This window comes from Duganella sp. GW821-FHT01E12, from assembly GCF_059422325.1.
Map to the genome: position 1 here is coordinate 335,410 of NZ_JBWKWR010000002.1, position 12,412 is coordinate 347,821.

Genomic DNA, 12,412 nt, shown 5'->3' on the forward strand with positions numbered 1-12,412 from the left:
ATGACGTGTGAACTGCGTTACAAAACTTCTTTAACATCGGACATCGCGAACTGTCCGAGCGAGGTATTCAACTTGACGCCGCCGCTGCCGGTCGACACGCTGGCCACCGCCGCCAGTTGCAGCGCGGTCGAGTCGGTCAGCGTCTTGCCGGCGCTGACCGCCTTCACCGTGAAGGTGTAGCTGCCGGCCGGCGCGGTGGTCTTGGCGTCGGTGGTGCCGTCCCAGGTGATCGGGTAGGTGCCGACGTCGGTGCTCTTCATGTTCATGGTGCGCACCACGGCGCCGCTCTTGTCCTGGATCGAGATCGTCACGCTCTCGGCCGGCGAGGCCAGGTCGACGCCGAACACGCTGGTACTGGTGGTCTTGCCGGCGCTGTCGGTGCTGGTCGAGAGATCGATGCCGGCGCCCTTTACCAGCACGCCCTTGCCGATCAGGTTGGTCGCGGTCAGCGACTGCGACGCGGCCTGGTCGGTGCGCAGCGATTCCAGCGTGGCGTTGACCTTGTTGATGCCGGTCACCGTCGACAGCTGGGCCAGCTGGCTGGTCATGGCCGCGTTGTCCATCGGATTCAGCGGATCCTGGTTCTTCAGCTGCGTCACCAGCAGCTTCATGAACTTGTCCTGGTCCGCGCCGACGTCGTCGGTGGCCTTGGTGCTGGTGTTGTTGGTGGTGTTGACCGGGGCCGCCACTGGCGTGTCGATCACTGCGCTGATAGTCATGATTGCCTCTTAAAGATTACTGGCCGATGGTCAGGGTTTTGAGCAGCAGCGTCTTGGCCGCGTTCATGGTCTCGACGTTGGTCTGGTAGGAGCGCGAGGCCGACAGCATGTTGACCATTTCGTCGACCACGTTCACATTGGGCATGGTCACATAGCCCTTGTCGTCGGCCATCGGATGCTTGGGGTCGTACATCTGCTTCATCGGCGACTGGTCTTCCACCACCTGCTTGACCCGCACCCCGGTGGAGGCCCCACCGTCGGTCGGCGTGGTGGCCTCGAACACCACCTGGCGCGCGCGGTAGGCCTCGCCGCTGGCGCTGGTGGCGCTGTCGGCGTTGGCCAGGTTGGACGCCACCACGTTGAGCCGTTGCGCCTGGGCGCTCATGGCCGAACCTGAAACATTGAAAATATTAAACAGCGACATGATCAGCTACCTCCCTGTATCGCCGCCATCATGGTTTTGATCTGGGCGTTGATTGCGGTGATGCCAGCCTCGTAGCGGATGGCGTTGTCGGCGAACTGGTTGCGTTCCACATCCATGTCGACCGTGTTGCCGTCGACCGCGCCCTGCACCACGCCGCGGTACAGCAGCGGCGTGCCATCCGCCATCGTCGTGCCGTCTTGCAGGGGGTTGGGGTAATGCTTGCTGGCGGTGGTCTTGAGCGTGGCGTTCGCGCTGGGGCTGGCCTTGTCCAGCGCCGCCTGCATGGCGCTGGAAAAATCGATGTCGCGGGCCTTGTAGTTGGGCGTGTCGCCGTTGGCGATGTTCGAGGCGAGCACGCTCTGCCGCTGAGAGCGCAGGCTCAGCGCGGCTTCGTTAAAGCGCAGGTAATCGTCGAGTTTCCCAACCATGGCAGCTCCCAATGGACGAACTTGTTATGACAGGATCGATGATACGGAGTTGCCGGCTGTAACCATCGGGCGATAAGCCACTGCTTTTCGGTCCTATTCAAGGCTTCAAGTCCAGACCGCCAGACTATGATGGCAATATTGAAGGGGACTAACACGCCATGAAACGACTGCTCATCACTGCCGCCCTGCTGGCCCTGCTGCCTGCGGCCCACGCCCAGCAAGCGCTGCGCCAGGACGCCGCCGCGCTCAAGCGCAGCGTCGAACAATTCCTGCAGGTGCAAAGCGGCGGCCTGCCCGGCCAGGTGACGGTCACCGTGGGCGCCATCGACCCGCGCATGAACCTAGCCGCCTGCCCCGATCCGCAAGCCTTCTTCATGCCCGGCGCGCGCGCCTGGGGCAAGACCACGGTCGGCGTGCGCTGTGCGACACCGGCGGCCTGGACGGTATATATTCAAGCCACGGTCACCGTGGTGGGCGAGTACATCGCCAGCGCCGCCCCGCTGGCCCAGGGCCAGGCCATCGAGGCCGGCCAGCTGGTGACCCTGAAGGGCGACCTGACCGCGCTGCCGGCCGGCATCGCCACCGACATGGGCCAGGTGATCGGCCGCAGCACCAATATTTCACTGCCGCCGGGCACCCCGCTGCGCCTCGATACGCTGCGCAGCAAGCCGGTGGTGCAATCCGGGCAACTGGTGCGGCTGGTTTCCAGCGGCAACGGCTTCAGCGTCTCGGCCGAAGCCCGCGCCATGAGCACGGCCGGCGACGGCCAGGTAGTCCAGGTAAAAACTTCCGGTGGGCAACAAATCACCGGCATCGCCAAGGCAGGCGGACTGGTGGAGGTGGCGTTTTGACGGAACGCCGGGGATCTTGCGGTAAAGCAACGCTAAAGTTTTGCGCGCGGCCGCCGTTATAGACTCAGATCCCGGAGTTTCGTACTCCTACCAGAGAAGGATAATGCTGTGAAAATCAACGATACATTGAAGAGCACGACCGGCTTGCCGTCGTCGTCCCCGGCTTCCACCTCGACCGCGCGCGGCGCGGACAAGGCGGCCGCCCCGGCGACACCCGCAACGTCGGACAATGTGCGCCTGTCGCCGCAAGGCCAGGCATTGGCGGCCAGTGCGGCCGGCGGCGCCAACGCTGTGTTCGATACCAAAAAGGTCGAGCGCATCAAGCTGGCGATTGCCGACGGTCAGTTCCAGGTCAACTCGGAAAAAGTGGCGGATGGCTTGCTGGATACAGTCAAGGATCTGCTGCACTCTCGCAAACGATAGGTCTTACCATGTCAACCGCTACCCCGCTGAACAGCCTGCGTGAAGAAGAACAGATCATGACGACCCTGCTGGGCGTCCTGAAGCAGGAGCAGCAACACCTGGTGGCGGCGGAAATCGACGGCCTGACGGCGGTCACCACCAAGAAATCGGCACTGGTCACGCAGATGACCCTGTTGTCGGCCCAGCGCCACCGCGCCCTGGGCAAGGCCGGCTACCCGGCCGAGGAAGCCGGCATGGATGCCTGGGCCGCCTCCTGCGGCGCCGACGCCGCCGAAGCCACCGCCCTGTGGCAGGCGCTGCAGCACCACGCGCGCGAAGCCAAGGAACTGAACCGCATCAACGGCATGCTGATCAACAAGCAGATGGGCCACACGCAAGGCGCGCTGCAGGCGCTGCGTCCGCAATCGGCCGGCGCCAACAATTTCTACGGCCCTGGAGGCCTGTCCACCACCCTGCCCCGCAGCCGCGGATTCCTGGCCGGCTGATCCAATTTTATCTATTGCTGGGCCGGCGCCTGCGTCGGCAATTCCGTCACCGTATCCGGGATACCGGACAAGATCGTGACCGCCACGCGGCGATTGCGCGCGCGCCCGATCGGATTGTCGTTCGACGCCACCGGCACGTTCGAGCTGAAGCCCACCGCCGTCAGCCGTCCCGGCGCCACGCCGGCGTCGATGAACAGCCGCACCACGCTGCTGGCGCGCACCGCCGACAGTTCCCAGTTGGACGGGAACAGCGCGTTGCGGATCGGCTGGTTGTCGGTGTGGCCCTCCACCTGCACATTGTGGTCGTCGTTCTTGAGCAGGCCGGCCACGGCGCGCAGCGCCTCGGTCGATTCGCTGGTCAGGCGCGCGTCGCCCGGATCGAACAGCACCGAGGCGTTGATCTCGACGCTGACGCCGCGGCTGTTCTGCGTGACGCGCACCTTGCCCTCCTTGACCAGCGGCGCCAGCGTGGACAACAAGTCCTGCGCCAGCTTGGTCATCTGGGTTTTTTCCTTGCGCAGCAGTTCGGCGTGGCGGCGCAAATTGGGATTGGGGATGGGCAGGTTGGGCACCTCAGTGGTGACCGGCTTGGCCGAGCCGGCGCCGCCGAAGGCGTCCCCCAGCGCGACCGACAGCACCTTGTAGCGGCCGATATTGACCACCGAAATCGCATACATGACGACGAAGAAGGCGAACAGCAGCGTGATGAAGTCGGCGTAGGAGATCAGCCAGCGCTCGTGGTTCTCCGGCTCGTCGTCGAACTTCCTGCGCGCGCGGCGGTTCAGCATGTCAGTGTTCCCGCATCAGCGTGGCGATGCGCTCGTCGATGACGCGCGTGTGGTCGCCGGTGGCGATGTCGTAGAACACGGCGGCGGCGATCTCCTGCTGGTGCACGGCCTGCGTGACGATGGCCTTGAGCTTGTTGGCGATCGGGTAGAAGAACAGGTTGGCCAGGCCGACCCCGTAGATGGTCGACACGAAGGCCACCGCGATGCCCGAACCCAGCTTGCTCGGATCGGTGAGGTTCTCCATCACGTGGATCAGGCCCAGCACCGCGCCCAGGATGCCGATGGTGGGCGAATAGCCGGCCGCCGACTCCCAGATGCGCACCGCCTGGCGCTCCTCGGTTTCGTAGGCGGTGATTTCGGTGTCGAGGATCTGGCGCAGCTTGTCGGGATTGATGCCGTCGACGATCAGGCGCAGGCCCTTGGTGTTGAACTGGTCCTTGGACGAGAGCATGTAGCGCTCCAGCGACAGCAGGCCGTCGCGGCGCGCCGCGAGGTTCCAGGCGTTGATGTCGCGCGCCAGCACGGCGCGGGTGTCGGCCGGCGGCGCGAACACCAGCCGCAGCATGCGCACGCCGCGCAGAAAAGTCTTGAAGCGGGTCTGCAGCATCACCGCGCCGAAGGTGCCGATCACCACGATCGCGAACGCGGCCGGCTGCAGCAGCGAGGCGATCTTGCCGCCCTCGAGCGACTGGCCGACGACGATGCCGGCCAGCGCCAGCAGCACCCCGGCTACGCTGGCCCAGTCCAAGACCGCTCCCGAAGTGAGGCGCGCAACCGCGCCACGGCCTGCGTATGCAGCTGCGATACGCGCGATTCCGATACGCCCATCACGGCGCCGATTTCTTTCAAGTTGAGCTCCTCTTCGTAGTACAGCCCCATCAGGATCTTCTCGCGCGGCGGCAGCGCGTCGATGGCGTCGATCACGGCCTGGCGGAAGTCGCCGTCCAACAGCGAGCGCAGCGGATCGCTCTCCTCGTCCGAGCAGTAACGGTCGAGGAAGCTGTCGTTGCCGTCGTCGTCGTGAAAATCTTCGTAATACACCAGCTGGTGGCCGCCGCCGTCGGACAGCATTTCCTGATAGTCGGCCAGCGACAGCTTGAGCATCTTGGCCACCTCCGACTCGGTCGGCGGATGGCCCAGGCGCTGCTGCAGCGTGCTCATCGCGGTCTCGATCTTGCGCATGTTCTGGCGCATCGAGCGCGGCAGCCAGTCGCTGTTGCGCAGCTCGTCGAGCATGGCGCCGCGGATGCGCAGCACCGCGTAGGTCTCGAACTGGGCGCCATGGGTGTCCTCGTAACGGCTGATGGCGTCGAGCAGGCCGATCATCCCGGCTTGCACCAGATCGTCGACTTCGACGCTGGGCGGCAGTTTCGCCTTCATGTGGTGGGCCAAGCGCTTCACCAACGGCATGTGCTCCGTCAGCAAAGAATCCTTGTCCACTTTCCCTTTGACCGTGTACATAGCCTGTTTATTATTGATTAAGCGCTAAAATTATCATGCTCCCTTAACGGAAAGATGGCGAGCCGGCCAGCGCGAAGCGGCCCGCCAGTTGACGGAACGCGACCGAAGCCCCGGCCAGCGGAAACGCATCGACCACCGCACGCCCCAAGCGTGCGGCGCGCTGCAGGTATTCGTCCGCCGGCACCGATCCCATCGAAACGAGGTTCACCGCGAGGTATCGGCTGGCTGCCTGTGCCATGTTATCGTATACCACCTTTGCTTCCGATTCGGAAGCCCCGGTGACCAGAATTCCGAACGGACGCCGTCCCAGCTCCTGATTCAGGCGCTTGATCATACTGTACGCGGCCTTGATCGAGGTAGCGCTATTCGATACCTGGACCACGATTTCCGAGCTGGCCATGACCGGCACCGGGAAGGCCACGCCGTCGAACTCGCCGTCGACGATGACGATGCCGGTCTGCTTGGCCAGCACGTCGAAGGCCTTGGCCAGGCGGCGCGTCTCGTCCGGGCCGCTGCGCGGCACGCCGCGTGTCATCGACGCCACAGAGAAACCTTGCGGCACCTGGTGGATCACCTGGTTGAGGGCGCACTCCTGGCGCGCCACGTTGAGCAGGCTGGCGCCGCCGTCCACGCCCAGGCGCGAGGCCACGCCGTGGGCGCTGGCGCAGGCGTCGACCAGCAGCACGTCGTTGCCGGCGCGCGCCAGCGAGGCGCCCAGGTTGACCAGCATGGCGCCCTTGTCGTCCTGCGGCGTGGCCGACAGGAAGGTGACGATGCGGGGCTGCGGCCCCGCCAGCATGCGGCGCAGTCCCTCCGCCTGGTCGAAATCGAAATTAGCCAAGGTGCACCTCGCGCATCGCTGGTTCGTTCTGGCCGTTGCTCATCAGCAGAGGCAGTTCGGCGTCCAGGTATTGGGTGTTGACGACGTCGCGTTTCAACTTGAAAGCGCGGTCGATCAGGTAGGCCGGATCGGCCAGGTGCAGGTCTTCCGGCACGCGCTGGCCGTTCGACACGTAGAACAGATTGAGCTTCTGGCGGATCACCACGTCGAGCACGTTGCCGATGGCGGCCGCCTCGTCGAGCTTGGTCATGATGCAGCCTGCCAGGCCGCTGCCCTGATAGGCGCGCACCACTTCGTTCAAGGTTTCCTGGGTGGCCGTCGCGTTCAGGCACAGCAGGCGCTTGACGTCGGAGCCGGCGCCCTGCAACATCGAGACCTGCTCGGTCACCATCTGGTCGCGCTGGCTGACGCCGACCGTGTCGATCAGCACCGTGTGCTTGTTCTTCAGTTCCTTCAGCGCGATGCGCAGGTCGGCCTCGTCCTTCACCGAGTGCACCATCACGCCGAGGATCTTGCCGTAGATGCGCAGCTGCTCGTGGGCGCCGATACGGTAGGCGTCGGTGGTGATCAGGGCCAGCTTGTCCGGGCCGTGGCGCATCACGCAGCGCGCGGCCAGCTTGGCGGTGCTGGTGGTCTTGCCGACGCCGGTCGGGCCGACCAGCGCGAACACGCCGCCCTGCTCGATCAACGCGTCTTCGTTGGCCATGGTTTGCAGGTTGCGGGTCAGGACATTCTTGATCCAGCGCAGGCTGTCGGCGGCGTCGCGGTTGGCCGGCAGTTTTTCGATCAGGTAGCGCGCCAGGCTGGCCGAGAAACCGGCCGCCAGCATCTCGCGCAGCACGGCGGCCTTCTGCGGCTCGCGCGCCTGCGTGGTGCCCCAGGAGATTTCGGCCAGCTGGGTTTCCATCATGCCGCGCATGGCGCGGATTTCGCTCATCATGCCCTGCATCTCGGCGGCGGCGTTCTGCTTGGCGCTGGCGACGGCGGCGCTCACCATGGCGGCGATCTGCTCGGCGTCGACCAGGGCCTTGGCCGGCGCAGGCGCTGCGGCCGCGGCCTTGGTGGCGCTGGCGAACGACGAGGCGGAAGCCACCACGCGGCGCACCGGTTGCGCTGGCAGGGCGGCTGGCGCCGGGGTCGGGGTATGCGATTCGAAGCGCGGTTCCATGCGCTGTTCCAGGCGCGGCTCCAGACGCTGATCGGCACGGCCATGCGGCGCGGCGGTGGTCAGGTCGAGCGACGGCGCCGGCTCGGCCATCGGCGAATGCGGCGCCGGCATGGCCAGCGAGGCGGCATCGTCGTTGGCCAGCGCGAGGATTTCAACGCCGCCGTCGGCCTGGCGATTGGACAGGATCACGGCATCGGGGCCGAGCGATTCGCGGACTTTGCGCAGCGCCTCGCGGGAAGTCGGTGCGGTAAATTTTTTGACGTTCATGGCCGGCTCTCAGGAGTCTAAGTCGAGCAGCGCGTCTTCCGGATGAGACGCCTTTACTCTGACAGTGCCATTATTGACGATGCACTCTGGAAACGATCCGAGGAACAAGGGGGCAAATGGGCCGCATTTCGCCATTGCGGCCGAGGCGGCTTAATTGCTGCGGAAAACCTCGTCCAGCGAGGTAGCGTCGACAAAGTTGCGTGCCCATGTGGACAGCTGCGGCACATCAGCCTCGGCGATGCGCAACAGCACTGGCGCATCCAGCGGGCCGAAGCGTTGAGTCAGAACCATCGTGAGCCCCTCGGCCCACCCTTCTTGCCTACCTTCTTGCTTGCCTTCCTGCCGCCCCTCTTGCAGGCCCTCCTGCCGCCCTTCTTTCAAGCCTTCCTTCAAGCCCTCTTTCCTGCCAATTTCCATTCCAATACGTTCGATAGAAGACAAATACGTCATGGCCTTCCTCCTTTCAATCTGCAACATCCCGGATCGCAAGCGCGCCTCCAATCCCTCCGGCAGGCGCATGATCCAGTCGATCACCCGGTACAAATTGATGATACGCTGCTTGTCCCAATCACGCTGATACAGAAGCTTGGTGAGCCGCCATTTGGCGATGCGCCGCCGATGGGCATTCCCCTTGGTTTGCCGCGCCTGAAGATGCGCCATCGTCACCAGCGCAAAGGGATTCGGATGCGCCCGCAGTTCCTCCATGCGACCGGCAAAATCGCGCAGCTTCACGACCGGAAATTCGATCCGCATCTCGCAGCCCAGCAGCCGATAGCCAAACGATCGGGGCCGCCAGCGCGCACCGCCATCGGTCAGCAGCGCCAGGCTGGCGACCGGCCGCTGGTAGCGATCATAGACCCGATAATTGTAGACAAACATGCGCTCGGCAAACCGCGCATCGCGCCAGCCCTGCACCTCCAGATGCACCAGCACCCACTGCTCGCTGCCGTCATGCAGATGCACGCTGACCAGCTTGTCGAGCAGACGTTTGCCCAGCTCGGCGTCGCGCGTCAACGCGCCGAATTCCTGATCGAGAAAAGTATGCGGCCGCGACCAGTCGATCGCGGCATGCGCGAGGGGAAAGTAGAACGCCATGAACTCCGGAAAATGGTGCATGACCACTTCCTTCCACGGCGTATCGAAATCGTCGGCATCCATGCGAGCAGTCTAGGCCGCCCGCACGGACGCATCCGCGATCCGCTCAAACTTACGCCGGCTGCTGCCCCACCAGCGCCGTCACGCGGATCGTCTTGGTCTCCGGGATCTCCGCATGCGACAGCACCTTCAGCTGCGGCAAGGCGCGGCGCAGGAAGCGCGACAGCAAGGCCCGCAGCGGCCCCGGCACCAGCAGCACCGGCGTCAAGCCCAGCGCCTCCTGCTGCTGCGCCGCCTGCTGCGCCTGCTGCGCGATGGTGTCGGCCAGGCCCGGCTCGATGCCCGCGCCGTCCGGCCCGCTGGCCGCCAGCGCCTGCATCAGCAAGCGTTCCAGACGGTTATCCAGCGTCATCACCGACAACTCGCTGGCGCCGGGGAACAGCTGCTGCACGATGGCGCGGCCCAGCGAAATGCGCACCAGCGCGGTCAGGTCGCTCGGGTCCTGCGTATGCACGGCATGCTCGGCCAGCGTCTCGATGATGGAGCGCATGTCGCGGATGTGCACGCCTTCCGCCAGCAGGTTCTGCAACACCTTCTGCAGGGTCGACAGCGACACCATCTTCGGCACCAGGTCTTCCACCAGCTTGGGCGCATCCTTGCCCAGATGGTCCAGCAGCGACTGCACCTCGGCGCGGCCCAGCAGCTCGGACGCGTGGGTCGTGATCAGGTGATTCAAATGCGTCGCCACCACTGTGCCGGCATCGACCACCGTGTAGCCCATGCCCTGCGCCTGGTCGCGCAGATTGGCGTCGATCCAGGTGGCGGGCAGGCCGAAGGCCGGATCGGTGGTCACCAGTCCCGGCAGGGTGCCGCTGGCCATGCCCGGATTGATCGCCAGGAACTGGCCGTTGAACGCCTCGCCCGTGCCCACCTCCACGCCCTTGAGCGTGATGCGGTAGGCCGACGGCTTGAGCTCCAGGTTGTCGCGGATGTGCACCGGCGGCGCCAGGAAACCCACTTCCTGCGCGAACTTCTTGCGGATGCCCTTGATGCGCTTGAGCAGCTCGCCGCCCTGCGTCTTGTCCACCAGCGGGATCAGGCGATAGCCCACCTCCAGGCCCAGCGTATCGACCGGCATGATGTCCTGCCAGCTGGCCTCCTCCTGCTCCGGCGCGGCGGCCGGCGACGCGCCCCCCGCTTCCGCCGCCGCCACCTCGGCGGTCTTGCCGGCCTCGACCTTGCGCGTCATCAGGTAGGCCGAGCCGGCCAGCACACTGGCCAGCAACAGGAACACCAGGTTGGGCATGCCGGGAATGAGCCCCATGCCGCCGATGATGGCGGCGGTGATGTACAGCACCTGCGGCTTGGCGAACAACTGCCCCACCACCTGGGTGCCGATGTCCTGCTCGCTGGCCACACGCGACACCACGATACCGGCCGCGGTGGAAATCACCAGCGAAGGAATCTGCGCCACCAGGCCGTCACCGATGGCCAGCAAGGTGTAGTTCTTCAGCGCGTCGGCGAAGGTCAGATCGTGCTGCAGCAGGCCGACCAGCAGGCCGCCGACCACGTTGATCACCGTCACCAGGATGCCTGCCACGGCGTCGCCGCGCACGTACTTGCTGGCGCCGTCCATGGCGCCGTAGAACTCCGCCTCCTGCGCCACTTCGCTGCGGCGCTTGCGGGCCTCGGCCTCGCCGATCAGGCCGGCGTTGAGGTCGGCGTCGATCGCCATCTGCTTGCCCGGCATCGCATCCAGGGCGAAGCGCGCGCCCACCTCGGCGATACGGCCCGCACCCTTGGTCACCACGGTGAAGTTAATGATCGTCAAAATAATGAACACCACGATACCGACCGTGTAGTTACCGCCGATCAGGAAGTGGCCGAAGGCCTCGATTACCTTGCCGGCGGCGTCGGCGCCGGTGTGGCCCTCGGTCAGCACCACGCGGGTCGAGGCCACGTTCAGCGACAGGCGCAGCATGGTCGACACCAGCAGGATGGTCGGGAAGGCCATGAAGTCCAGCGGTTTGACCGTGTACAGGCTGGTCAGCAGCACGATCACCGCCAGCGCGATGTTGAAGCTGAAGAAGATGTCGAGCACGAAGGCCGGCAACGGCAGCACCATCATCGCCAGCAGCATGATGATCAGGATAGGCGCGGCCAGGCTGCTCTTGTTGCGGCTGTTGGCCAGGCCTTGCAGCCAGGGCGGCAGTTTCAGGTTGCTCAGGGCGTTCATGCGGGTGCTCCGTTATTCAAGTCGGGTTTCTTCTTTTGCGATGCGGGGTTGAGCGGATCGAGCTCAGGCGGCACATCGAGCGTCTTCGGTATATCCGGCCGATTGCCGCCGCCCTTGCTGAACAGGCGCAGCTGGAACACATAGGCCAGCACCTCGGCCACGGCCGAGTACAGCGCCTCCGGAATCTCGTCGCCGATCTCGGTGTGCTTGTGCAGCGCGCGCGCCAGCGCCGGCGCCTCCAGCATCGTCACCTTGTGTTCCCGGGCGATCTCGCGGATCTTGGCCGCCACCTCGTCGGTGCCCTTGGCCACCACCTTAGGCGCGCCGCGCATGCCGTCGCTGTACTTGAGCGCCACCGCGTAGTGGGTCGGGTTGGTCACCACCACGTCGGCGGTCGGCACGTCGGCCATCATGCGGCGCTTGGCCATCTCGCGCTGCAGCTGGCGGATCTTGGCCTTGATCTGCGGATTGCCGTCCGATTCCTTGGATTCCTGGATCAGCTCCTGGCGGGTCATCTTCAGCTTGTTCGCGTAGTGCCACATCTGGTAAGGCCCATCGATGGCGGCGATCAGGCCCAGCGCGCCGACGATGAACAGGAAGCTGCTGCCGAGCATGTTCAGCAGATGCACTGTGCCCAGCTTGAGCGGCTCGACCGCCAGGCCGATCACGGCGTCCTTCTGCTTCATCACCACCAGCCAGGCCACCAGGCCCACCACCAGCGCCTTGGCCACGGCCTTGAACAGTTCGACCAGCGAGTTGGACGAGAACATATTGCCCAGGCCGTTGGCGGGGTTGAGTTTGTTGAAGTTGGGCGCGACCGCCTTGCCGCTGAACAGCCAGCCGCCAACCAGCAGCGGCGAGGCCAGCGCGACGATCATCACGGCGATGCCCAGCGGCAGGCAGGCCAACATCACCCGCACCACGTCCACGCCGATGCGCTTGAGCAGGATATCGGCATCGAAGATCTGCTCCTGGTTCAGCGTCAGGCCGGACACCAGGGCGGAATGCAACTGGCCGACCAGCCCGTCGCCGGTCATCCACAGGCCGGCGCCCGCTGCCATCAGCACGGTAAACGTCGCCACCTCCCGCGAGCGGGGAACGTCGCCTTCCTCACGCGCCTGCTCGAGGCGCTTCGGTGACGCGGGTTCGGTCTTTTCTGCGTCGCTGTCTTCTGCCATGGAAATCTGCCTGCTGCGGGGTTTATCTCGACCGTGCCATTATCGGCC

At 65.2% G+C, this 12,412-nt stretch carries 14 protein-coding genes; 3 read left to right on the forward strand and 11 right to left on the reverse strand.

Annotated features, from left to right (window positions below):
• Positions 1 to 17: 17 nt before the first annotated feature.
• The 3 genes from AC07WS_RS06780 to flgB are packed head-to-tail and all read right to left on the reverse strand — an operon-like array spanning position 18 to position 1,571.
• Positions 18 to 719, reverse strand: a complete 702-nt coding sequence (locus AC07WS_RS06780; RefSeq protein WP_494728315.1) for a flagellar hook assembly protein FlgD — start codon at positions 717 to 719, stop codon at positions 18 to 20.
• A 16-nt stretch (positions 720 to 735) separates the two neighbouring features.
• Positions 736 to 1,143, reverse strand: a complete 408-nt coding sequence (flgC, locus tag AC07WS_RS06785; protein WP_117011648.1) for a flagellar basal body rod protein FlgC — start codon at positions 1,141 to 1,143, stop codon at positions 736 to 738.
• Between the two features lie 2 nt (positions 1,144 to 1,145).
• Positions 1,146 to 1,571, reverse strand: coding sequence for a flagellar basal body rod protein FlgB (gene flgB / locus AC07WS_RS06790; RefSeq protein ID WP_161089410.1), 426 nt, complete (start codon positions 1,569 to 1,571; stop codon positions 1,146 to 1,148).
• 158 nt (positions 1,572 to 1,729) lie between these two features.
• Here flgB and flgA point away from each other — a divergent pair, with 158 nt between their 5' ends.
• The 3 genes from flgA (at position 1,730) to AC07WS_RS06805 (ending at position 3,330) form a co-directional block, all read left to right on the forward strand.
• Entirely contained in the window at positions 1,730 to 2,422 is a 693-nt protein-coding gene (gene flgA, locus AC07WS_RS06795; protein WP_494728316.1) for a flagellar basal body P-ring formation chaperone FlgA, read from the forward strand.
• Positions 2,423 to 2,530: 108 nt separating this feature from the next.
• Positions 2,531 to 2,845 carry a flagellar biosynthesis anti-sigma factor FlgM gene (flgM, locus tag AC07WS_RS06800; protein ID WP_161082778.1) on the forward strand — a complete coding sequence of 105 codons (315 nt, stop codon included), beginning with the start codon at positions 2,531 to 2,533 and terminating at the stop codon, positions 2,843 to 2,845.
• Positions 2,846 to 2,853: 8 nt separating this feature from the next.
• A complete protein-coding gene (locus AC07WS_RS06805; protein WP_494728317.1) occupies positions 2,854 to 3,330 on the forward strand; it encodes a flagella synthesis protein FlgN in 477 nt (158 codons plus the stop codon).
• A gap of 11 nt (positions 3,331 to 3,341) precedes the next feature.
• Here the strand turns inward: AC07WS_RS06805 and motD are convergent, their stop codons facing one another.
• From motD to flhB, 8 genes are all read right to left on the reverse strand, one after another.
• A complete protein-coding gene (gene motD / locus AC07WS_RS06810) occupies positions 3,342 to 4,118 on the reverse strand; it encodes a flagellar motor protein MotD (protein ID WP_494728318.1) in 777 nt (258 codons plus the stop codon).
• A 1-nt stretch (position 4,119) separates the two neighbouring features.
• Entirely contained in the window at positions 4,120 to 4,866 is a 747-nt protein-coding gene (locus AC07WS_RS06815) for a flagellar motor protein (protein WP_494728319.1), read from the reverse strand.
• On the reverse strand, positions 4,848 to 5,579 hold the full coding sequence (locus AC07WS_RS06820) for an RNA polymerase sigma factor FliA (RefSeq protein WP_116990414.1): 732 nt from the start codon (positions 5,577 to 5,579) through the stop codon (positions 4,848 to 4,850). The genes AC07WS_RS06815 and AC07WS_RS06820 overlap by 19 nt, the downstream gene beginning before the upstream one ends.
• Before the next feature lie 43 nt (positions 5,580 to 5,622).
• Positions 5,623 to 6,420 carry a MinD/ParA family ATP-binding protein gene (locus AC07WS_RS06825; protein ID WP_494728320.1) on the reverse strand — a complete coding sequence of 266 codons (798 nt, stop codon included), beginning with the start codon at positions 6,418 to 6,420 and terminating at the stop codon, positions 5,623 to 5,625.
• Positions 6,413 to 7,855 carry a flagellar biosynthesis GTPase FlhF gene (gene flhF, locus AC07WS_RS06830; RefSeq protein WP_494728321.1) on the reverse strand — a complete coding sequence of 481 codons (1,443 nt, stop codon included), beginning with the start codon at positions 7,853 to 7,855 and terminating at the stop codon, positions 6,413 to 6,415. The genes AC07WS_RS06825 and flhF overlap by 8 nt, the downstream gene beginning before the upstream one ends.
• A gap of 150 nt (positions 7,856 to 8,005) precedes the next feature.
• Positions 8,006 to 9,013 (reverse strand): RpnC/YadD family protein, encoded by a 1,008-nt coding sequence (locus tag AC07WS_RS06835; RefSeq protein WP_494728322.1) that lies wholly within the window; start codon positions 9,011 to 9,013, stop codon positions 8,006 to 8,008.
• Between the two features lie 49 nt (positions 9,014 to 9,062).
• The gene (flhA, locus tag AC07WS_RS06840; RefSeq protein WP_494728323.1) at positions 9,063 to 11,186 is read right to left on the reverse strand and encodes a flagellar biosynthesis protein FlhA; all 2,124 of its coding nucleotides are present in this window, start codon (positions 11,184 to 11,186) and stop codon (positions 9,063 to 9,065) included.
• Positions 11,183 to 12,364 carry a flagellar biosynthesis protein FlhB gene (gene flhB / locus AC07WS_RS06845; protein ID WP_494728324.1) on the reverse strand — a complete coding sequence of 394 codons (1,182 nt, stop codon included), beginning with the start codon at positions 12,362 to 12,364 and terminating at the stop codon, positions 11,183 to 11,185. Before flhB ends, flhA begins: the two co-directional genes overlap by 4 nt.
• Between the last annotated feature and the right edge of the window lie 48 nt (positions 12,365 to 12,412).